This window comes from Pseudomonas sp. TH34 (assembly GCF_016650865.1).
Taxonomy (GTDB): domain Bacteria; phylum Pseudomonadota; class Gammaproteobacteria; order Pseudomonadales; family Pseudomonadaceae; genus Aquipseudomonas; species Aquipseudomonas yamanorum.
On record NZ_JAEKFB010000017.1, the window covers coordinates 16,569 to 38,915 of the forward strand.

At 61.7% G+C, this 22,347-nt stretch carries 18 protein-coding genes; 10 read left to right on the plus strand and 8 right to left on the minus strand.

Annotation, left to right across the window (positions count from 1 at the left end; genetic code table 11):
* Window positions 1-16: 16 nt before the first annotated feature.
* The 3 genes from JFU58_RS32415 to JFU58_RS10270 are packed head-to-tail and all read left to right on the plus strand — an operon-like array spanning window position 17 to window position 3,074.
* Entirely contained in the window at window positions 17-1,525 is a 1,509-nt protein-coding gene (locus JFU58_RS32415) for an amino acid ABC transporter permease/ATP-binding protein (protein ID WP_201140532.1), read from the plus strand.
* A 17-nt stretch (window positions 1,526-1,542) separates the two neighbouring features.
* Complete coding sequence (locus JFU58_RS10265) at window positions 1,543-2,208, plus strand: GntR family transcriptional regulator (protein WP_003210850.1); 666 nt, start codon at window positions 1,543-1,545, stop codon at window positions 2,206-2,208.
* A 14-nt stretch (window positions 2,209-2,222) separates the two neighbouring features.
* Window positions 2,223-3,074 carry an urea carboxylase-associated family protein gene (locus tag JFU58_RS10270; RefSeq protein ID WP_003210853.1) on the plus strand — a complete coding sequence of 284 codons (852 nt, stop codon included), beginning with the start codon at window positions 2,223-2,225 and terminating at the stop codon, window positions 3,072-3,074.
* Window positions 3,075-3,104: 30 nt separating this feature from the next.
* Here the strand turns inward: JFU58_RS10270 and JFU58_RS10275 are convergent, their stop codons facing one another.
* The 4 genes from JFU58_RS10275 to JFU58_RS10290 are packed head-to-tail and all read right to left on the minus strand — an operon-like array spanning window position 3,105 to window position 7,579.
* A complete protein-coding gene (locus JFU58_RS10275) occupies window positions 3,105-4,082 on the minus strand; it encodes an ABC transporter permease (RefSeq protein WP_201140534.1) in 978 nt (325 codons plus the stop codon).
* Window positions 4,079-5,071, minus strand: coding sequence for an ABC transporter permease (locus tag JFU58_RS10280; RefSeq protein WP_063030387.1), 993 nt, complete (start codon window positions 5,069-5,071; stop codon window positions 4,079-4,081). The genes JFU58_RS10275 and JFU58_RS10280 overlap by 4 nt, the downstream gene beginning before the upstream one ends.
* Window positions 5,058-6,593, minus strand: a complete 1,536-nt coding sequence (locus JFU58_RS10285) for a sugar ABC transporter ATP-binding protein (protein WP_201140535.1) — start codon at window positions 6,591-6,593, stop codon at window positions 5,058-5,060. Before JFU58_RS10285 ends, JFU58_RS10280 begins: the two co-directional genes overlap by 14 nt.
* The gene (locus JFU58_RS10290; RefSeq protein WP_177025311.1) at window positions 6,593-7,579 is read right to left on the minus strand and encodes a sugar ABC transporter substrate-binding protein; all 987 of its coding nucleotides are present in this window, start codon (window positions 7,577-7,579) and stop codon (window positions 6,593-6,595) included. Before JFU58_RS10290 ends, JFU58_RS10285 begins: the two co-directional genes overlap by 1 nt.
* Window positions 7,580-7,842: 263 nt before the next feature.
* On the opposite strand from JFU58_RS10290, the gene JFU58_RS10295 reads away from it, so the two are divergent.
* The 5 genes from JFU58_RS10295 to JFU58_RS10315 all read left to right on the plus strand — a co-directional run bounded on the left by JFU58_RS10295 (window position 7,843) and on the right by JFU58_RS10315 (window position 14,782).
* A complete protein-coding gene (locus tag JFU58_RS10295) occupies window positions 7,843-8,229 on the plus strand; it encodes a cupin domain-containing protein (RefSeq protein ID WP_201140536.1) in 387 nt (128 codons plus the stop codon).
* A gap of 68 nt (window positions 8,230-8,297) precedes the next feature.
* On the plus strand, window positions 8,298-8,708 hold the full coding sequence (locus JFU58_RS10300; RefSeq protein ID WP_063030415.1) for a DUF3757 domain-containing protein: 411 nt from the start codon (window positions 8,298-8,300) through the stop codon (window positions 8,706-8,708).
* 225 nt (window positions 8,709-8,933) lie between these two features.
* A complete protein-coding gene (gene mexE, locus JFU58_RS10305; protein WP_201140537.1) occupies window positions 8,934-10,175 on the plus strand; it encodes a multidrug efflux RND transporter periplasmic adaptor subunit MexE in 1,242 nt (413 codons plus the stop codon).
* A gap of 15 nt (window positions 10,176-10,190) precedes the next feature.
* Window positions 10,191-13,370: an efflux RND transporter permease subunit gene (locus tag JFU58_RS10310; RefSeq protein ID WP_063030419.1), complete on the plus strand. Its 3,180-nt coding sequence runs from the start codon at window positions 10,191-10,193 to the stop codon at window positions 13,368-13,370.
* Window positions 13,367-14,782, plus strand: a complete 1,416-nt coding sequence (locus JFU58_RS10315) for an efflux transporter outer membrane subunit (protein WP_201140538.1) — start codon at window positions 13,367-13,369, stop codon at window positions 14,780-14,782. Before JFU58_RS10310 ends, JFU58_RS10315 begins: the two co-directional genes overlap by 4 nt.
* 920 nt (window positions 14,783-15,702) lie before the next feature.
* On the opposite strand, the gene JFU58_RS32250 is transcribed toward JFU58_RS10315, so the two are convergent.
* The 4 genes from JFU58_RS32250 to JFU58_RS10330 all read right to left on the minus strand — a co-directional run bounded on the left by JFU58_RS32250 (window position 15,703) and on the right by JFU58_RS10330 (window position 20,113).
* Window positions 15,703-16,044, minus strand: coding sequence for an aspartate-alanine antiporter-like transporter (locus JFU58_RS32250; protein WP_242488250.1), 342 nt, complete (start codon window positions 16,042-16,044; stop codon window positions 15,703-15,705).
* Window positions 16,035-17,402, minus strand: coding sequence for an aspartate-alanine antiporter-like transporter (locus tag JFU58_RS10320; RefSeq protein ID WP_342215239.1), 1,368 nt, complete (start codon window positions 17,400-17,402; stop codon window positions 16,035-16,037). The genes JFU58_RS32250 and JFU58_RS10320 overlap by 10 nt, the downstream gene beginning before the upstream one ends.
* 69 nt (window positions 17,403-17,471) lie before the next feature.
* On the minus strand, window positions 17,472-18,902 hold the full coding sequence (locus JFU58_RS10325; RefSeq protein ID WP_201140539.1) for a glutamate decarboxylase: 1,431 nt from the start codon (window positions 18,900-18,902) through the stop codon (window positions 17,472-17,474).
* 188 nt (window positions 18,903-19,090) lie between these two features.
* Complete coding sequence (locus tag JFU58_RS10330; protein WP_063029925.1) at window positions 19,091-20,113, minus strand: AraC family transcriptional regulator; 1,023 nt, start codon at window positions 20,111-20,113, stop codon at window positions 19,091-19,093.
* Between the two features lie 168 nt (window positions 20,114-20,281).
* Between JFU58_RS10330 and efeU the strand changes: the two genes are divergently transcribed.
* Window positions 20,282-21,130: an iron uptake transporter permease EfeU gene (gene efeU, locus JFU58_RS10335; RefSeq protein ID WP_003218412.1), complete on the plus strand. Its 849-nt coding sequence runs from the start codon at window positions 20,282-20,284 to the stop codon at window positions 21,128-21,130.
* 10 nt (window positions 21,131-21,140) lie between these two features.
* Window positions 21,141-22,343, plus strand: a complete 1,203-nt coding sequence (efeO, locus tag JFU58_RS10340) for an iron uptake system protein EfeO (protein WP_201140540.1) — start codon at window positions 21,141-21,143, stop codon at window positions 22,341-22,343.
* Window positions 22,344-22,347: the final 4 nt, after the last annotated feature.

The following is a 22,347-nucleotide window of genomic DNA, read 5'->3' on the forward strand; positions in this document are numbered from 1 at the left end:
AACGCGGAGCACCTTTATGCAATTCGATTGGCACTACACCCTGGGCTTGTTATGGAACGGCGACTTCTGGCGAGCCGTCGGCACCGTGGTCGAACTGAGCCTGGAAACCTGGCTGGTGGGCATTGTGCTGGGGTTTTTCCTGGCCCTGGCGCGGCAGTCGGAGCGCCGCTGGCTGCGGGATTCCGCCGGCGTCTACATCTGGTTCTTCCGCAGCCTGCCGTTGCTGGTCCTGTTGATTTTCGTCTACAACCTGCCGCAGGTGTTTCCGTCCACCAGCGTGGTGTTGTCCAACCCCTACTCTGCGGGCCTGATTGCCCTGGTGCTGAGTGAGGCGGCCTACATCGCCGAGATTCATCGGGGCGGCCTGCTGGCGGTGGTCAAGGGGCAGCGCGAAGCCGGCAAGGCGCTGGGCGTGGGTTATCGCGGCGTGCAGCGGTTGATTGTGGTGCCGCAGGCGCTGCGGGTTGCGTTGCCGACACTGGCCAACGAATACATCACCATCGTCAAGCTCACCTCGCTGGTGTCGGTGATTTCGCTTTCGGAAATCCTGCTGGTGGGCCAACAGCTCTACACCCAGAACTTCCTGGTGATGGAGACCATGCTGGCCGTGGCGTTCTATTACGTGTTCATCGTGACGGTGTTCAGTTGGCTGTTGCGGGTGCTGGAGAATCACCTGGACGTGACCCGGCGCAAACCCAAGGCCATCGCCCCCGCCGTGCTCGACCAGGTGGCGACGCGTCGTGCGTCCGGCCAGGCCGAGCCCGGCGAGTTTGCCTTGCAGGCCCGCGGGGTGCGCAAGGCCTATGGCGAGCTGGAAGTGCTCAAGGGCGTCGAACTGAATGTGCGCTGGGGCGAGGTGGTGTCGATCATCGGCCCGTCAGGCTCTGGCAAGACCACGCTGATTCGTACCATGAACGGCCTCGAAAGCCTCGACCGTGGCGAAATCACCCTGCAAGGCCAGCCGTTCCTGCGTGGCAGCCAGGAGCCGCAAGGCGCGCTGGGGCACAAGGTGCATATGCGCGGCATCGTGCATGTCGGCATGGTGTTCCAGGGGTTCAACCTGTTCCCGCATAAAACCGCCCTTGAGAACGTGATGCTCGCGCCCGTCTACCATGCCCATGGGGGCGGCGAAGAACTGCGTCTTTTGAGCCTGGCCCTGCTGCGCAAGGTCGGCATGCTGGAGCACGCCGGCAAGTACCCGCATCAATTGTCCGGCGGCCAACAGCAGCGTGTAGCAATTGCACGGGCCTTGGCGATGCGGCCGTCGGTGATGCTGTTTGACGAACCCACCTCGGCCCTCGACCCGGAACTGGTGGGCGACGTGCTGGCGGTGATCGAGGAATTGGCTCGCGAGGGCATGACCATGGTCATCGTCACCCATGAAATGAACTTCGCGTTCAAGCTCTCCGATCGTGTGGTGTTCATGGAAGGCGGCGAGATTATCCAGGACGCCCCGCCGCGTGACATGCTCGAGCAACGCAGCGAACGCATGACCAAGTTCCTCAAAGACGTCCAACTGGCGTGAGCCCAAGGAGCCCCAACGTGAGCCAAGCCAAGGAACCCAGCCTGTCGCTGGCCGACCAGGTTGCCATAGAACTGCGCGAAGACATCATCGGCGGCCGCCTGCTGCCCGGCATGCCGCTGGTGGAGAGCGAACTGGTGAACGCCTACAACGCCTCGCGCAACACGGTGCGTGAAGCCTTGCACCACCTGGGCCGCGAAGGCCTGACCAGCTACGTGCGCAACAAAGGCGTGATCGTGCGCCGCCTCGGGGTGGAGGAAGTGCGTGACATCTTCAAGGTGCGACGCACCCTGGAGCTGCAGGCCATCGCCGCCAGCAAGCCGCTGCGCGAATACCAGTCCGACCTGATGCTCGAGTCCATCGAGGCCGCGCAACTGGCCCAGGACCGCGAGAACTGGCAAGCCTTCGGCACCCACAGCCTGCGCTTTCATCAACACATTGTCGGGCTGATGCGCAGCCCGCTGCTGGACGAGTTTTTTACCCATATTGCAGCCCAGATGCGCCTGGTGTTTTCCAACGCGCCCAGCGAGGAAACCTTCCAGAAGCCCTGGCTGGAGCGCGACCGGCAGATTCACGACTTGCTGGTTGACGGCCACAAACAAGCCGCCGGGGAAGCCCTGGCGAGCTACCTCAATGACTCCGAATCGCTGCTGCTGGACATCCTGAGCAGCATTCCAAAACCCTGAAGCGAGGACCCACCATGTACAAGGACTACCCAGCGGCCTATCAAGTCAGCAAAGGCGCTGCCTTGCAGGTCGACAAAGCCTTCTATGACCGCGTGCGCGAGTCTCGGGATGGGCGCACCCTGATCGAACAATTTGAAGTGCCGATCCGCACCGGCCGCGCCTGGAAAGTTCCGGCCGGCCATGTATTCCGCGTGACCACACCGGTGGGCCCGCAGGTCGGCGATTTCAACGTGTGGAGTGCCAACGACCCCCGCGAACGCATGTGGGCGGCGCGTACCCGCCAACTGCAAGGCGCTCACGTCACTACCTATGACCGCCTGTGGTCGAACCTGCCGTTTTTGCGGCCGATGGTCACCATCACCGATGACAGCCTGGCCGACTACGGCATCGACGAACACGGCGGGCGCCTGCACGATTTGCTCGGCACGCGCTGCGACCCTTACGTGAACAAGATGCTCACCGGCGAAGATTTCCACCACCACTGCCACTCCAACCTGACCCGCGCCGTGCTGCCCCATGGCCTGACCGAGTTCGACGTGCACGACGTGCTGAACATTTTCCAGTGCACCGGCCTCAATCACGACGACATGTACTTCATGAAAGCCTGCCCGGCCAAGCAGGGCGACTACCTGGAGTTCTTTGCCGAAATCGACCTGCTATGTGCCCTCTCCACCTGCCCCGGTGGCGACCTGTCGCTGCCGATGTGGGGCCCGGATGCGGAAGATCCGCTGAAGGTCTGCCGCCCATTGGGCGTTGAGATCTACCGCCTCGACGACGCGCTGCTGGAAGGCTGGAAACAGCCCGAGCGCGCCGCCTATAACGGCAACCATGGCCTGTTGATTCCCAAGGCTGACTGGGAAAAGTAGCGGCCGGATTGAACCCTGGGGCGCCGTGCCTCAGGTGTTCTGGGCGATCCTGCGGCTGATAAAGCTGAAGGCCAGCACCACAAAAATCAGCACGCCGGTGGCCACCTGCTGCCAGTAGAAATTCCAGCCGATCAACAGCAAGCCATTGGCGATGACGTTGATAAACAGCACACCCAGCAGCGTACCCGGAATATTCGCCCGGCCCTGGCGATTCAACGTGGTGCCGATAAACACCGCGCCAATCGCATTCAGCAAGAATGCATTGCCCGACAGCGGCACATAAGCGCTCACCGTCGAACTCAGCAGAATCCCCGCTACCCCGCACGCCAGCGCCGCCGCCAGCACCGTGGTGGTGACGATGCGGCGCACCGATAACCCCGAGTAAAACGCCAGCAGCGGCTGGGTGCCCTGGGCCAGCAATTCGCGCCCCAGGCGCCCACGGGCCAGCAGCAGGCCGTAGACCACTGCCAATACCAGCACGACCAGCAACGGCAACGGCACACCCAACGGGCTGACACTTGCCAACTCCGGCTGGAAACCCTGGGCGATGTAGATCGGCTGGCCGCCGTCCGAGAGCAACTGCTGGGCACTGGTGCCGATAAACAAGGTGCCCAGGGTGGCCAGGAACGGGCTGATCCGCAGTCCCGCGATCAAGCCGGCATTGAACAGCCCTACCAGCAGCCCGGCAGCCAGCGCACCGGCAATCGCTACACCCAGCCCGTGCCCGGCGTTAAGTAACACCACAAAGCTGAAGCTGGCAAAGTCCAGCGCGGTGCCCACCGACAGGTCGATGCCACCGGCCGCCACCGCGTAGGTCATGCCGATGGCGACAATCGCCAGCAGCACGAAGTTGTTCAGCACCAGGCTTTTGAGATTACCGCCACTGAGGAACCCGGGGGCCTGCCAGGCGAACACCACGACGATAGCCACGAACACCAACGGCAACGTCAGGGGCAGCAGTGAACGCCACCTACCGCCATGAGCTTGTAGCGTTGAAATCCGACTCATGATTGCTCTCCCCGGTTCAATGCACTGGACGCCGCAACCACCAGCAGAATCAGCACGCCCTGCACACCGTTGACCCAGAAACTCGACAGGTTGAGCAACTGAAACCCGTTGATCAGAAAGCCAATCAACAGGGTCGCCAGCAAGGTGCCAGGAATGCTCGCCACCAGTCGCCGGGAGAACACCACCCCGAGAAAGGCAATCGCCACCACCGACAACAGCATGTCACCGGAACCGGTGGTGCTGCCGCTGAAAAACGCCGCTGAACACAAGGCTGCCACGGCCGCACACAACCCCGACAGCAGATAGCTGGAAAGCACATACGCCGGCACTCGAATACCGGCGGCCTCGGCGGCGTGCGGGTACTCTCCGACGGCATGCAGACGCAGTCCGTAGGCGGTGTGCTGGATCAGCAATGTCAGCACGAAGCCTGTCACCAGCAACACCCAGGCGAGCGCAGGCACGCCCAGCCAGGTCCCACCGCTGAGCAGGTCGAGCAGCGGTGAGTCAGTCGAGACCACGGTATTTTCGGTCAGGACCAGTTCCAGGCCGGCCAGTACATTCATGCTTGCCAGGGTCGCGAGCAACGGTGGCAAACGCAGTACCACCACGGCCAGGCCATTGAGCAGGCCCACCGCCAAGCCACATGCCAAGGTCAGCAGCAGGCTGGTCCAGAGGTCGAAGCCGGCGTTGTTGAGTCGGCTGAACACGGCGGCGCACAACCCCAGGTTGGCCGCCAGCGACAGGTCAAGCCCACCGGATACCACGTTGGAGCCGCCGCCGATGATCACGCAAGTCAGGCCGAAAGCAAGCACGCCGAGGATCGCCGACTGGCTGAACACATTGGCGATATTGCCCACCGACAGGAAGTTGGGTGCAGCAACGGCAAAACCTAACAGAATCGCGAGGAACACACCTGCCGAGCCACGTCGCAACAACAGCACCCATAAACGCTGGGAGAAACCAGGAGCAGCGGTTTCAAGCAGGGACATGAGCCACCTCTCGAGTCGCCGGCACGGATGCCGTGGCGTGAACCGCACCTGTGGCACACGCCAGCAGCTGATCACTGTCCGCTTCGCCGGCCTGGAATTCGCCGGCGATTTCACCACGGTGTAACACCAGGATGCGGTCGCAGATTCCCAGCAGCTCCGGCAAGTCCGAAGACAACACCAGCACCGCAGCGCCCTCTTCCACCAAACGCCCGATCAAGCGATAAATCTCGACTTTGGCGCCGACATCCACGCCCACGCACGGCTCGTCTAACAGGTACACCGCCGAACGGCGGCTCAGCCATTTGCCCAAGGCAACCTTTTGCTGGTTGCCTCCGCTGAGTTGGCTGACCGCGGCCTGCGGACCTGGTGCTTTGATTGCCAGTTCGTCAATCAAGCGCAGACTTTCGGCCTGTTCCTGGCGCCTGTTCAGCAGACCCCAACGGCTGAACCGCGCAAGCCCGGCCAGCGTGAGGTTTTCCAGCACCGAGAGCAGCGGTGAAATCCCTTGGCTGCGGCGCTCTTCCGGCACCAGGGCAATCCCTTGGGCGATGGCGTCGCCGGGTGAACGCAGGCGCAACAAGCGGCCTTCCAGGTGGATGCTGCCGCTGTCGGCACGCGCTACGCCAAACAGGGTCTTGAGCAAGTCTTTGGCGCCCGACCCGACCAGCCCGGTCAGGCCGACGATTTCACCTCGGCGCAGCTCCAGGTCGATTTCCCGGTAGCGCCGGGCCAGGCTCAGCGAGCGCACCTGCAGCAACGGCTCACCCAGTTCGACCTGAGCCTTGGGATACATGTCCTGCACCTCAAGGTTGACCATCAGCCGCGCAATCTGCGCGCTGGAGGTATGCCGAGGCTCTACCACCGCCACATCACGACCATTGCGCAACACCGTCACCTCATCGCACAGGCTGTCGATTTCCTGCAGGTAATGGGAGATATAGAGGATCGACAACCCCTGGTCCCGCAGGCGCTTGACGATCCGCAGCAGTTGGTCGACCTCACGCTTGACCAACGCCACGCTGGGCTCGTCGAACACCAGGATCTTCGGCTGGCGAATCAGCGCCCGGGTGATTTGCAGCACCTGGCGCTCGGCGCTGTTCAGCTCGCCCACCAACGCGCCGGCCGGCAGTTGCAGTTCAAAATATTCCGCCAGCAAACGCTCGGCCTCGCGCTGCTGCCGGCGCCGATCCACAAACGGACCACGGCGTAATTCATGCCCGAAGAACAGCGCTTCGCCCACGGTAAAACTCGCCGGCAACAACCGCTCCTGATGGATGAACTGCACGCCCAGCGCGTCCACCTGGCGCGGCGACAGTACGGAGTACGCCTGGCCGTCAATGCTCACCTGCCCCGAGTCCGCCGTGTGAATACCCGCCAGGATCTTGATCAAGGTCGATTTGCCGGCCCCGTTCTCGCCCACCAGACCGTGAATGGTGCCGCGTTCGACTTTCAGGCTCGCATCATCCAGCGCCACGGTGGCGCCAAAACGTTTGTGCAGGTGCTGCAAGTGCAACGCGGCCATCAATCACCCCGCAGTTGCTGGACCTGCGCCAGGTTGGCCGCCGTGGTCAGCAACGTCGCGACGTGAGTTTCCTTGGGCAGGTCGCGCTGCCCGGCGAGGTAGCGCGCCACGTTCTGCACCGCGGTCTTGCCGATCAGTGCTGGTTGCTGGGCGACCACCGCGCCCACCGGCGAATTGGCCTGGCCGAGCAGTTCCAGCACTTCAGGCGTGCCGTCCACACCGTAGGTCTTGATTTCGGTGCGCTTGGCATCGATCAACGCCTTACTCGCCCCCAACTGCGGGATGTCCCACGCCGCCCAGATCGCCGAGACGCTACCGGCCGGGTACTTGTTGAGCAACGCGGACACTTGGGAATACGCATCCTGCACGGTGTTGGGGATCACATCCCGCAGCTCCGGCTCGATGATTTCCAGTTGCGGATGATCCTTGAGTGCCAGCTTCAACTGGTCATAGCGAATCGCGCACACCGGCACGCCGTAGAAGCCATTGAACACCAGGATCTTGCCCTTGCCGCCGGCATCCTTGATCAGTTGGTCGGCCAGGGCCTTGCCGGTGGCGACGTTATCCGAGGTGGTGTTGTTGAGGCTGTACTGCGAAGGCGCATCGATGGTGAACAGCGGGATGCCGGCCTTGCTGATGCGCTTGAGCCAAGGGTCGATCACGCTGAGGGTGCCGAGGGTCTGGATCACCGCATCGGGTTTCTGGGTGACCACGGTTTGCAGTTGGGTCACCAGGTTCTTGTCATTGCGCCCGGCGTCGAGGGTGATGGGCGTGCCGCCGAGGCGCTTGATCTCGTCGACCTGGGCCTGGAACGCCTTGATGTCGAAGTAGTGACTGGTGCCGGTCATGCTCACGGCAATGCGCTTGCCGGCCAGGGACGGCACCGCGTCATCGCCCTCGGCGGCCTGGGACATGGCGGCGTGGCCCAGCAACAACGCTGCGCCAAGCCAGATGAAACGGGAACGCGAGAAGAAAGTGCAAGGCATACAGGGCTCCGCTGAGCGACGGGTGAAAGGGTTCACCTGTGCATTGCAGAGGCCATGCCATAAATTATTTTCAATAAAATCAAGACGATAAAAACAATGAGCGATATCGTGCTGTCTCGAGCAAACCACAACTGTCCGACTGCTGTTGCACAGCCAACAGTTGCACGCACCCAAGACTGTCGGACGCTACACGATCATTCAATATCCGGCGGGCCGTTGGGCCTACCTTAAGGCTCCAATGTCCTGAAACCCTGGAACCTACAATGCCTGCTACCCAAGCTTCGACGAATTACATTTCGATCAACTTCGCCCAGAAATACGCCTTGTTCAGCGAGCAATGGGCGCCCAAGGTCGTCGCGCAGATGAACGACTACCAGTTCAAGGTGGTAAAGATTGAAGGCGACTTTATCTGGCACGACCATGCCGACACCGATGAAACCTTCATCGTCCTGGAAGGCACCCTGCGCATCGACTTCCGCGACGGCGCGGTGACCATCGGCCAAGGGGAAATGTACGTGGTGCCAAAAGGCGTCGAGCACAAGCCGCACGCCTTGGGTGAGGTGAAGCTGCTGTTGATCGAGCCCTGCGGTGTGTTGAACACCGGCGCCGAAGGGGGTGAGCGTACGGCGATCAACGACGTGTGGATTTAGCCCCCTCCCGCGTTGCCTGTTTGGGCTAGTCTTCACATCACTGTTTCTCCAGGCCAGGAGCACGCGTGATGAACAGGCAGCTCAAGAAAACCTCAGCCCTCGTGATGACCCTGATGGCGTTGGCGGGCAACGCCTACGCCGGCACTGCCGCCTGCCCGCCCACCGATGCCCTTAAAGACGCGTTCAAAAAGACGCCGACCGGGGAAGTGGTCGCTTACACCGCGTCCGGCCCGGGCGGCCAGCAATGGACCGGGAAAAACCCGATGACAGAGCAGAAGGAGCTGCACCAGGTCCAGTTTGAAAAGGCGGTGATCCAAAGCAGCCAGGGTCAGTCGTCGGTGGCATGCCACTACCTGGATCAGAACCATGAGCCGGTGAGCATGACCCTGAAAAACCCGGTCAATGCCAAGCCGGTCGGCGGTGCTTGGACGGGCAATGAGTGCAAGGCGACCAACCCGGCGCTCTGCACCTTTGAATAGCAAGCGCGCCAGACAGTTTATGGGGCGTACTGTTCCTTGCATCTTGCGCAACAGTCCTTTGTCATCAATCGCATTGATAGCTCCCTAACGAAACCTGCATGCTAGAGGGCTCGCTTTACGCTTATATCATTCCGAATGATAGTTACCTTTGTTTCATTCGATTCGTGAGATAGCACCCTGCCGAGCATGATCCGCCCATCTTAAATACATTGGCGGATGCACCTCATGGAACAGTCACTCAAACATTTGCGCTATCCCTTGGCCATTTTGGCCGTGATGGTGATGAGCGCCTGCGGCAAAGCGCCCCAACAGGCAGCCGCCATGCCACCAAGCCACGTCAGCGTGGCCAAGGTGCTGGAACAACCGGTCAACGAGTGGGACGAATTCACCGGCCGCCTCGAAGCGCCGGAAACCGTGCAAATCCGTCCGCGCGTGTCGGGCCAGATTGATCAGGTCGCCTTCACCGAGGGCGCGCTGGTCAAGAAAGGCGACCTGCTGTTCCAGATCGACCCTCGCCCATTCCAGGCTGAGGTGCGCCGCCTCGAAGCACAACTCGCACAAACCAAGGCCGCGGCCACCCGCAGCGATAACGAAGCCCAACGCGGCGAACGCCTGCGCCAAAGCAATGCGATCTCCGCCGAACTGGCTGACTCGCGCACCACCGCTGCCCAGGAAGCCCGCGCCGCCGTCGCCGGGATCCAGGCGCAGTTGGACCTGGCCAAGCTGAACCTGAGCTTCACCCGCGTCAGCTCGCCCATCAGCGGCCGTGTCAGCCGTGCCGAGATCACCGCCGGCAACCTGGTCACCGCCGATGTCACCGCGCTGACCAGCGTAGTGTCCACCGACAAGGTCTACGCCTACTTCGACGCCGATGAGCGTGTGTACCTCAAGTACACCGAACTCGCGCGCCAGGGTCGCCGTGGCGCGACCACCCCGGTCTACCTGGGCCTGTCCAATGAAGACGGCAACCCGCATCTGGGCCAGATGAACTTCGTCGACAACCAGGTCAACCCGGCCACCGGCACCATTCGTGGTCGCGCTGTGTTTGATAACAGCAAGGGCGAATACACCCCTGGCCTGTATGCCCGCTTGAAGCTGGTGGGCAGCGGCACCTACTCCGCCGTGCTGATCAGCGACGAAGCCGTGGGCACCGACCTGGGCAAGAAGTTCGTACTGGTGATGGACGGCGACAAGCCGGCCTATCGCGCCGTGGAGCTGGGGCCGAAGATCGAAGGTTTGCGCATCGTGCGCAGCGGCCTGACCAAGGACGACACGATCATCGTCAAGGGCTTGCAGCGCGTTCGCCCGGGATCGCCGGTTACTCCGGAAACCATCCCGATGGCCAGCAAGGAAACCCTCGCCGCCTTGGCACAACAACGACAAGCGCTTGAAGCCAGCAACCTGGAGCAAGTGGCGCCGGATAAAGCCGCGCCCAAGCTCGCCAGTGTCGCGACTCCACGCGGTTAAGGGATACGACTCAAGATGAATTTTTCCAAGTTCTTCATTTCGCGGCCGATCTTCGCAGCGGTGCTGTCGCTGCTGATCCTGATCGCCGGCGCGATTTCACTGTTCCAGCTACCAATCAGTGAATACCCGGAAGTGGTGCCGCCGACCGTTGTGGTCCGTGCCAACTTCCCGGGCGCCAACCCCAAGGTCATCGGTGAAACCGTGGCCGCGCCTCTGGAGCAAGCCATCACCGGCGTCGAGAACATGCTGTACATGTCCTCGCAATCGACCGCCGACGGCAAGCTGACCCTGACCATCACCTTCGCCCTGGGCACCGACCTGGACAACGCGCAGGTGCAGGTGCAGAACCGGGTAACCCGGACTCAGCCAAAACTGCCCGAGGAAGTGACACGCATCGGTATTACCGTGGACAAGGCCTCTCCCGACCTGACCATGGTGGTGCACATCACCTCCCCCGACCAGCGCTACAATATGCTGTACCTGTCCAACTACGCGATCCTGAATATCAAGGATGAGCTGGCACGGCTGGGCGGCGTGGGTGATGTGCAGCTGTTCGGCATGGGCGACTACTCCCTGCGCGTCTGGCTTGACCCGAACAAAACCGCTTCGCGCAACCTGACCGCCACCGATGTGGTAACCGCCATTCGCGAGCAGAACCGCCAGGTGGCGGCCGGTGCCTTGGGCGCGCAACCTGCGCCGAATGACACCAGCTTCCAGCTGTCGGTCAACACCCAGGGCCGACTGGTCACTGAGGAAGAGTTCGAGAACATCGTCATCCGCGCCGGGGCTAACGGCGAAATCACGCGCCTGAAAGACATCGCGCGGGTTGAGCTGGGTTCCAGCCAGTACGCCCTGCGCTCGTTGATCGACAACCAACCGGCCGTGGCGATCCCGATCTTCCAGCGCCCGGGCTCCAACGCAATCGACATCTCCAATGAAGTACGCGCCAAGATGGCGGAGCTGAAACAGAGCTTCCCGGAGGGCATGGATTACCGCATCGCCTACGACCCTACCGTCTTTGTGCGGGGTTCCATCGAGGCCGTGGTTCACACCTTGTTTGAAGCACTGATCCTGGTCGTGCTGGTGGTGATCCTGTTCCTGCAGACCTGGCGCGCGTCGATCATTCCACTGGTGGCAGTGCCGGTTTCGTTGATCGGTACGTTTGCGGTGATGCACCTGTTTGGCTTCTCGCTCAATGCGCTGTCGCTGTTCGGGCTGGTGTTGGCGATTGGTATCGTGGTGGACGACGCCATCGTGGTGGTGGAGAACGTCGAGCGCAACATCGAGCTTGGACTGGAACCGTTCCCGGCCACCGAAAAGGCCATGAGCGAAGTGACTGGCCCGATCATCGCGACCGCGCTGGTACTGTGTGCGGTGTTCATTCCAGCGGCTTTTATCAGCGGCTTAACCGGCCAGTTCTATAAGCAGTTCGCCTTGACCATTGCGATCTCGACGGTGATTTCGGCGTTCAACTCGCTGACCCTGTCGCCCGCCCTGGCAGCGGTCTTGCTCAAAGGCCACAACGCGCCGAAAGACGGCTTCTCCAGGTTCCTCGACAAGATGCTGGGCGGCTGGTTGTTCAAACCGTTCAACCGCTTCTTCGACAAGGCCAGCCATGGTTACGTCGGCACCGTACGCCGGGTGATCCGCGGCAGTGGCATCGCGCTGTTCCTGTACGCCGGCCTGATGGTCCTGACCTGGATGGGCTTTGCCCACACGCCGACCGGTTTCGTACCGGCCCAGGACAAGCAATACCTGGTGGCCTTCGCGCAATTGCCGGACGCCGCGAGCCTGGACCGCACCGAAGACGTGATCAAGCGCATGTCGGACATTGCGATGAAACAGCCGGGCGTGGAAAGCGCGATCGCCTTCCCCGGCTTGTCGATCAACGGTTTTACCAACAGCCCGAACAACGGCATCGTGTTCGTGACCTTGAAGCCGTTCGATGAGCGTAAAGACCCGAGCCTGTCTGCCGGTGCGATTGCCGGTGCACTGAACGGCAAGTACAGCAGCATCCAGGAAGCCTATATGGCGATCTTCCCTCCGCCGCCGGTACAGGGCCTGGGTACGATTGGCGGGTTCCGCCTGCAGGTCGAAGACCGTGGCAACCTGGGTTACGACGAGCTGTACAAAGAAGTACAGAACATCATTACCAAGAGCCGTGGCGTGCCTGAGTTGTTCGGCCTGTTCACCAGCTACACGGTCAACGTGCCCCAGGTCGATGCTGCCATCGACCGCGAAAAGGCCAAGACCCATGGCGTGGCGATCAGCGACATCTTCGACACCCTGCAGATCTACCTGGGTTCGTTGTATGCCAACGACTTCAACCGCTTCGGGCGCACCTATCAGGTCAACGTGCAGGCTGAGCAACAGTTCCGCCAGGATGAAGACCAGATCGGCCAGCTGAAAGTGCGCAACAACAAAGGCGAGATGATTCCCCTGGCGACCTTCATCAAGGTCAGCGACACCTCGGGCCCTGACCGCGTGATGCACTACAACGGCTTCATCACGGCCGAGATCAACGGTAACGCCGCACCGGGCTACAGCTCCGGCCAGGCCCAGGCGGCGATCGAGAAACTGTTGAAAGACGAACTGCCCAACGGCATGACCTACGAGTGGACCGACCTGACCTATCAGCAAATCCTCTCGGGCAACACCGCGCTGTTCGTGTTCCCGCTCTGCGTATTGCTGGCGTTCCTGGTACTGGCCGCCCAATACGAAAGCTGGAGCCTGCCACTGGCGGTGATCCTGATCGTACCGATGACCCTGCTGTCGGCCATCACCGGGGTGATTATCTCTGGCGGCGACAACAACATCTTCACCCAGATCGGCCTGATCGTACTGGTGGGCCTGGCCTGTAAGAACGCGATTCTGATCGTCGAGTTCGCCAAGGATAAACAGCAGGAAGGCCTCGACCCGCTCGCTGCGGTACTGGAAGCCTGCCGTCTGCGTCTGCGGCCGATCCTGATGACCTCGTTCGCCTTCATCATGGGTGTGGTGCCTCTGGTGATGTCCAGCGGTGCCGGTGCCGAGATGCGTCACGCCATGGGTGTGGCGGTGTTCTCCGGGATGATCGGCGTGACCTTCTTCGGTCTGCTGCTGACGCCAGTGTTCTATGTACTGATCCGCCGGTTTGTTGAGCGCGGTGAAGCGCGCAAAGCGGCCAAGGCCTTGAAGCTGGAGACACAGCAATGAGCGTGAAAGTATTTTTACCGAGCTTGCTGGTACTGGCGCTGAGCGCCTGTGCCGTGGGCCCGGACTATAAAACCCAGCCTCTGGAGGCGGCCAACGTAACGGCCGCCGCCGACGCCAAACAGTACGACCACGCGAAGTTCGAAGGCATCTGGTGGCAGCAGTTCGAGGACCCGACCCTTAACCAGTTGGTGACTCAATCCCTGAACGGTAACCGTGACCTGCGGGTGGCATTTGCCCGCCTGCGGGCGGCCCGGGCGATTCGTGACGACGCCGCCAATGACGTGATGCCGGTGATCACCAGCCGCGCCAGCAGCGACGTGGGCAAAGGCCAGATTCCGGGCCAGACCACTAAACGCGTCAACAGCGAGCGTTATGACTTGGGCCTGGACATGGCCTGGGAAGTGGACTTGTTCGGGCGGATCCGCCGCAACCTCGAAGCCAGCGACGCTGACCAACAGGTTGCCGAGGCCGACCTGTATCAACTGCAAGTCACCATGATTGCCGAGCTGGTGGACGCTTACGGTCAACTGCGGGGCGCGCAACTGCGTGAGAAAATCGCGGTGGCTAACCTGAAGAACCAGGAAGATTCGTGCGGCATCACGGTCAGCCTGCGGGATGCCGGTGTGGGTGATCAGCTCGATGTGGTGCGGGCCGATGCGCGGCTGGCGGCTGTAGAAGCCAGTGTGCCGCAGCTGCAGGCTGAGGAAGTGCGCGAGCGTAATCGTATCGCTACCCTCCTCGGTCAGCGTCCGGACAAGTTGACCGTGGACTTGAGCCCGAAAGACTTGCCGGCGATTGCCAAGGCCTTGCCGATTGGTGATCCGGGGCAACTGTTGCAGCGTCGTCCGGACATTCTCAGTGCCGAGCGTAAGTTGGCAGCGGCCACGGCGCGGATTGGGGTGGCCAAGGCTGATCTGTTTCCGCGGGTGAGCCTCAGTGGGTTCCTCGGGTTTACCGCTGGGCGGGGTTCGCAGATTGGTTCGGCGGCGGCGAATGCGTGGTCGCTGGGTCCGAGTATTACTTGGGCGGCGTTTGACTTGGGCAGTGTGCGGGCGCGGTTGCGTGGTGCGGATGCCGAGGCGGATGGTGCTCTGGCGAGCTATGAGCAGCAGGTGTTGCTGGCGCTGGAAGAATCGGAGAACGCCTTCAGTGATTACGGTAAACGCCAGCAGCGGTTGGTTTCGCTGATTCGTCAGAGTGAGTCGAGCCGGGCTGCTGCGGATCTGGCGGAGATTCGTTACCGCGAAGGGACGGTGGACTTCCTGGTGTTGCTGGACGCGCAGCGTGAGCGTTTGGCCGCCGAGGATTCGCAGGCTCAGGCCGAGGTGGATCTGTATCGGGGGATTGTCGCGATTTACAAGGCATTGGGGGGTGGGTGGCAGCCGAGTACCACCATTGCCAGTGCCAAGTGATGTGATTTAAAGAGCTCCTTTGGTTGGTCGCATCCAGCCAATTTTTAGCCCCGTGCCGTCATTCGGTCGCGGGGCTTTTTTTTGCTCGTTTGTGGTGGGTACATATCCGTTATTTCGGTCAGGGCTGCTATTGGTTCCGCTCTTACAGCGGCTCACTTTTGAAAAGCGCAAAAGTAAGCAAAACGCTCTTGCCCCACCACTCGGCACCTCGCCCAGGCTCGGTGTGCCCTCACTCCGGCTTTGGACCGTGGGCCGCCGCGATGGGCCATCCTTGGCCCAGCGCGGCTAACCCGGCGTCCTGCCGGGTTACCCACGCTCCAAAGCCTGCGTTCGGCCAGCGTGGTTTAACGGGGCGCCTAAGATCAAAATCAAGATCAACAGCAAGAGCACAGCGGCCTACCGGCCGGCTTGAGTGTTGTGAAGCAAAAGCCAAATCAAAAGCTAAAGCGGGCACGGTCAAATGTGGGAGCTGGCTTGCCTGCGATGGCATCAACTGGGTGTACCTGATGTACCGAGGTGTCTGCATCGCAGGCAAGCCACACAGAAAAGCAGATCTGCATTCGCTCCGGCTTTTGATCTGGCTTTTAACACTCAAGCCGGCCGGTAGGCCGCTGTGCTCTGCTTTTGATCTGCTTTTGATTTTGATCTGCGGGCCCCGTCAACCACGATGGCCGCACGCAGGCACGGTGGAGCGGGTAAATCGGCAAGGATGCCGATTTAGCCGCGCCGGGCCATGGATGGCCCGTCGCGGCGGCCCGCGGAGCCGTGCCGGAGTGCGGGCATGCCGAGCCTAGGCGAGGCACCGAGTGGTGGGGCAAAGACCTTTTGGTTACTTTTGGGGCGTTTGCCAAAAGTGACCCGCTGTAAGAGCGGAACCATAAGTGGCCGTTACCGCAGCAACGGATATGTACCCAATACAGCTACCGCGCAAGCACCATGGCAAAGTACCCAAACACCGTGAGCAAAATCCCCGACACCGCATACGCAACAGGAAACCCGATCCACGGCACAGTGCTGTCGATCTCCTTGGCCGCCTCCCGCGCCGGCCCCGAGTGACTCCGCGCCCCCGCAACACCGCCCATGAGAATCGCCGGATTAATCTTGAACACATGAAACCCCACAGCCCAAACAATAAACGGTGGAATCGTGCAAGCCACAAACCCAAGCAAAAAGATCTTCAACGCAATGATCGCGCTGATCTGCGAAACCAGATTGGCCCCGGCATTCACCCCCACGATCGCGACAAAGAAAATCAGTCCCATGTCCTCGAGAATGTTGCGCGCCGCATTCGGCGTATTCCCAAAAACCGCACCCGCGACACCAGCGACGAAACGATAATCCCCGACACCAGCAACCCGCCCGCATTGCCCAACCCCACCGCCGCACCGAACGCCGGCACTTGAATCAGGCCGATCAGCAACCCCAGCACCATGCCCAGCGACAGCGTCAGCAAATCCGTCGCCGTACTCGGCCGCCCCGCTTTGCCCAGCAACGCCGTGGCCTTGTCGATGGCACTGCGCAAGCCAATCAAGTGCATCACATCCAGGCGCTGCAACCGCGTTTCCAGCCCCACCGGAATCGGCGCACCACCCCGCTCAATCCCCACCAACTGCACCTGCCCGGCAATCGGCGACTGGCTGAACTCCTTGAGCGCCTTGCCCACGGCATCCTTGTGGGTCACCAGAATCACCGCCTCATCCAGCGGTATATTCAACGCCCGGGCATCCGGTACTTCCGGCCCGATCAGGCCCATGTGATCGGTCAGCGCATCCAGGCTGCCGCCCAGGGCAATCACATCGCCCAGCTGCAACACCAGCGTCGGATCAGCCCCCAGCAACTCTTCACCACGCTCAACGTTCTCGATCTGGTACAACGCAAAGCGCTGGCGAAACTGCGCAATGCTTTGTCCTACCAGCTCCGGGTTTACCAGGCGATAAGCCCGCAGGTCGAACGGTCGATAGCCGCTGAGCCCGGCATCGTCGACGTTCGGCACACCGTGCTCCACCTCAAACTCTTTCGCGGCCTTGCGCGCATCCACACCCCACCAGCGCGGGAGGTATTTACAGATCAAAATGATCCCGACTGTGCCCCAGATATAGGTGATGCCGTAAGACAGCGCGATCATCGCCGTGGCCGCTGCCGCGGTGGTGCCCGGCGGCAGTGGAACCACGCCCGAGGTGATGGCCTGCTCGGCGGAACCGATGGCCGCCGACATGGTTTGCGAACCGGCGAGAATTCCGCCTGCCGCGCCTACCGGCAGGGACAGCAACCGCACGCCGAGCACCACGATGCCCAGCCCAAGAAACGAGGAGAGAATCGCCAGGAAGGTGAACTTCAGGCCATCACCCTTGAGACTGTTGATGAACGAAGGCCCGACCCGCAAACCGACGCCGTACATGAACAGGTAATAAAACAGGCTCTTGGTGAAGTTATCGAGTTCGAAATGCACGCCGTAGTACGACGCCCAGGTCGCAATCGCGCAGCCGATCACGATGGCCCCGGCCACCGCGCCCAGGCCGTAGCCCTTGATGGTGCCGCGCCCGACCCAGACGGACAGGCCAACCACCAGGAACAGCAGGATGTAAGGGTTGTCGTGCAGGAAATTGAAGAAGGCAGTCACGATGATTCGTACCTGGCGATGCAACGCTAAAGGCACCGGGCCCCAAGGCCCGGTGAGTGTTCAGTGCGTTCAGTCGAGGTTCGGGGTGTCGGCCGGGATGACCGGGTCGGCGATGGCGCCATGGCTGAAGCTGGGGCCCGCGTCGGAATGCTCTACCGGGTTTTTCTGCAGGTAGGCAACGGCCTTGCGTAGGTCTTCCAGCAGCAACGCCACCAGGTCACGGCTCACGCCATGCCGTACGAGGATGCGCTGTACCACGACGTTCTGCCGGTCGGACGGCAACGGGTATGACGCGATCTGCCAGCCGCGCATGCGCACACGCTCCGACAGGTCGTAGAGGCTGAAGCCGTGGTCTACGCCGTCCTTGAGCTTGTAGCAGACCGCCGGCAGCCCGTCCTTGCCGTCGTACACCAGTTCCAGCGGGGCGAACTTGGTGATTTCCGACGCCAACCATTGCGCCGTATCGGAACACGCTTGTTGAATACGGGTGTAGCCGTCACGACCGAGCCGCAGGAAGTTGTAGTACTGGGCGATGATTTCACCGCCGGGCCGGCTGAAGTTCAGGGCAAAGGTCGCCATGTTGCCGCCCAGGTAGTCGACGTAGAAGATCAGCTCTTCCGGCAGGTCTTCAGTGGAGCGCCAGATCACCCAACCCACGCCAAGCGGCGCCAGGCCGTACTTGTGGCCGGAAGCGTTGATCGACTTGACGCGCTCGATCATAAAGTCCCATTGCAGCTCTTGCTGAATGAACGGGGCGATAAACCCGCCGCTCGCCGCGTCGACATGAATCGGAATATCCAGGCCAAGATCGCGTTGCATCGAGTCCAGCTCGGCCGCCAGGGCGGCGACCGGTTCGTAGATCCCGGTGAAGGTCACGCCCAGGGTCGCCACAACACCGATGGTGTTTTCGTCGCAATATTCCCGCAGGTCGGCCGGGCGCAGGCCTAATGCATCACCGCGCAACGGCACTTCGCGGATTTCCACATCGAAGTAGCGGGCGAATTTTTTCCAGCAGATCTGCACCGGACCGCACACGAAATTCGGTTTGTCCGTGGGCAACCCCGCGGCTTCCCGGCGCTTCTTCCAACTCCACTTCAGGGCCAGGCCGCCGAGCATCGCCGCTTCGCTGGAACCGGTGGTGGAACAACCGACGGTTTGCCACGACTTCGGCGCGTGCCACAGGTCGCCAATGATGTGCACGCAACGGTTTTCAATCTCGGCCGTCTGCGGGTACTCGTCCTTGTCGATCATGTTCTTGTCGAGGGCGTCGGCCATCAACTGCTGCACTTCGGGCTCGACCCAGGTGGTGCAGAAGGTCGCCAGGTTTTGCCGGGAATTGCCGTCCAGCAGCAGCTCGTCGCGCACCAGGTTGTAGGCGGCGGACGGTGTGGTCGAGTGGTCCGGGAGGCGATATTTGGGCAGTTTGTGCTGTGCGGAGCCACTCGAATAGACGTCTTCGATGGCTTGATCCTGAGTCTCTACGGTTCTGTGAAGTGCCATGAAATCCTGCTCTTGAATGAGGGAAATGGCGTAGACGTTGATCGCGACAAATGCCGATCAGGCTGCGTCAGGAAACGAACGATGGAGCGGTGGCGCCGAATATCACACGCACCGAGGCACAGGAAAGTGACCCAGGTCATTAAAGCCGCGGATAGGCAATCGAACGTTGGCGGTCCCTTGGCAGTGACCTATTGGCTCAGCGCTTCGTTCAGTATCAGGCTGCGATAGTGCCCGGGGTTGGAGCCCGACCACTTGCGAAACGCCTTGTAGAACGAGCTGGCATCGGCAAACCCCAGGCGGGTTGCGATTTCGGTAAAGCTGATGTCGGAGTCGGCCAGCCACACAATCGCCAACTCCTTGCGCACGCTGTCCTTGAGGCCCTGGTAGGTCTGCCCTTCTTCCGCCAGGCGCCGGCGCAGGGTCGAGGCCGAGATGCACAGGGACGCGGCCAGGCCTTCGGTTTCCGGCCAGGTGTCGGCAGGCATCTGCCGCAGGTCGGTCTTGATGCGGGTGGCGAGGCTGTCGGGGTCGCGGTATTTGACCAGGATGTTGGCGGGCGCGTGGGCCAGGAAACGCTTGAGCTCTTCCGGGCTGCGCTTGATCGGCAGGTCGAGGCAGTCGGCTGAGAAAATCATCCGGGTACGCGGCCGGTCGAAGCGCAGGTTGTCGGAGAACATCACCTGATAGTCGTCGCAGAAGTCCGGCGGCGAACAGCGCAGCTCAATCGCCAGGATCGGAATGCGTCGCCCGGCCAGCCAACAGGCGACGCCGTGGACGATCATCCAGTAGGCAAAATAGGTGAAGGCCCGTTTGGGTTCGGGCTCTGGCTCCAACAATACGATTTCCGCCAGGCTCTGCTGATGCACCAGTTGCGCGGGCATGCGCTCGAACATCAGCGACAGGAAGCCCAGGCCGGTTTCCAGCGCGGTGGCCAGGGTCGGTTGCGCCATAGAGGCCCGGCACAGGAATTCCAGGCTGCCGGATTTGAGCTTGCGCGGGTCCATGCCAAAGAATTCATCGTCCATGCGCCTTGCCAGCAGGCGCCAAAGACGCGCGTAAGCCGTTGCCGGGACACGTGCACTTGCCTGTTCCAGCAACGCTGGATTGATCCCGACTTTGCTCAACACTTCATCGGTCGCCGCACCCGGCGCGCAGCTCTGCAACAAGGCTTCGCGAACCAGATGGATGGAAATCGTGTCTTTTTCCGACATGGGGAATGGCGCAATCCGGTGGCTGGGACAATGCCGCGCATTCTAGTGGCGGTTGCGGTTTGCCACCACCGTTCAGTCAAGGTTCAGTAAAGGTCAACATTTCTTGTTTAGCAATGAGTATCATTATGTTACAACTTAGCATCCTATCTAGTGACGATTCGGTGCCGAATGCTTGTTCCTTTTCTCATCATGCTGCGCGAAGGCATAGAAGCCGCCTTGATCGTTGGCATTATTGCCAGCTACCTCAAGCAAACTGGCCGTGGCCAGTACATGCCCGCAGTGTGGATCGGCGTGTTTCTGGCTGCGGCCCTCGCGCTGCTGGTCGGCGGTGGCCTGGAACTGGTGAGTGCCGAATTCCCGCAGAAACAACAGGAACTGTTCGAAGGCATCGTTGGCCTGGTGGCCGTGGGGATTCTCAGCTCCATGGTGTTCTGGATGCGCAAGGTGGCGCGCTCCATCAAGCATTCCCTGCATGAATCCCTTGATCACGCCCTCGCCGGTTCCAAACACCAGGTCACAGCGCTGATCGCCATGGTGTTTTTCGCCGTAGCCCGGGAAGGCCTGGAAACCGTGTTCTTCCTGTTGGCGGTGTTCCAGCAAAGCGAAGGCCCGGGCGCACCGATTGGCGCCCTGCTCGGCCTGATCCTGGCGATCATCGTCGGCTTCCTGATCTATACCGGCAGCATGCGCCTGAACCTCGGCGCGTTCTTCCGCTGGACCGGTTTGTTCATCCTGGTGGTTGCCGCCGGCATCCTCGCCAACTCGGTACAAGCCCTGCACGAAGCCGGGGTGTGGAACCACCTGCAAACCGTACTGTTCGATTTCAGCGCGACGCTGCCGATGGATGGCCCTCTGGGCTCGGTGCTGGCCGGCATGTTCGGCTATCAGGACGCCCCGACCATCAGCACCCTCGGCGCCTACCTGATCTACCTGGTGGTGGCCCTGGTGATGTTCTTCCTGCCCGCGCCGCCGAGCAAGCCGGCTACCCGCACAACTTCTTCCGTTTCCAGCCAGTAAGGACCGCCTCTTGTCCAACCAAACCCCTCAACCGGCTCCGCCCTCCCGTGCCTTGCGCTGGGCGGTGGGCGGCTCGGTGGTCGTGATGATCGCCGCCGGTGGCCTGTTCTACTACGCTTCGCAACTGGCTGCCTCCAAGCGCCAGGCCAACCACAATGAAATCGCGGTGACGATCCACGCCCACAGCTGCGAGCCGAATGCGCTGACGGTGCCGGCGGGACACGCCAGTTTCCGCATCATCAACCGCTCGGACCGTGCCGTGGAATGGGAAATCCTCGACGGCGTGCTGGTGGTCGAAGAGCGCGAAAACATAGCCCCGGGCCTGAGCCAGGTGATCAACGCCAACCTGCTGCCCGGCGACTACCAGATCACCTGCGGCCTGCTGAGCAACCCACGAGGCACCCTGACGGTGACGCCGACTGCCGAGTCGGACGCGCAAGCCAAGGCCAAGCCGTCGATGGTGGCGTTTATCGGCCCGCTGTCGGAGTTCCGCGTGTACCTGAGCAGCCAGGGCAGTGCGCTGGTCAAGGCCGTTACGGCACTTGAGCAGGCCATCGAGACCGGCGACCTCGCCCAGGCCCAGGCACTTTACATACCGGCCCGCGAGGCCTACCAGCGTCTGGCCCCGGCCTCGCAACGCCTGGCAGAACTGGACAACGCAATCAACGCCCGCGCCGACTACTTTGAAAAACGCGAACAGGACCCGGCGTTCAGCGGCTTCCACCGCCTCGAGTACGGCCTGTTCCAGCAACACAACCTCGATGGTCTGGCGCCGATTGCCCAGCGCCTGGTTACCGACGTGACCAGCCTCAAGCAACAGTTGCTGGCCCAGTCGCTGCCGCCGGAGCAACTGGTGAGCATCGTAGTGCGCAACCTCAACAGCCTGGCCGACGTACGCGCCGCCAGCGGCGAGGAAGAACGCTACAGCCACACCGACCTCAACGGCTTCGCCGCCAACCTGGACGCCGCCCGCAAAGTGGTCGACCTGATGCGCCCGCTGCTGACCAAATCTGCCGCGCAATTGCTGCCGGAGATCGACAGTGCGATCAGCGCCCTCGACGCCGAACTCAGCGGTTTGAAAGTCGATGGCCGCTACGCCTCGTATGACAGCGTTACCGCCGATCAGCGCAAGCAGATCGCCGACAAGGCCAAGGCTCTGGCCGTTGCACTCGATGGAATCGACCCCGCCCTTGGCCTTTCCGGCCTGAAGTGAAGAC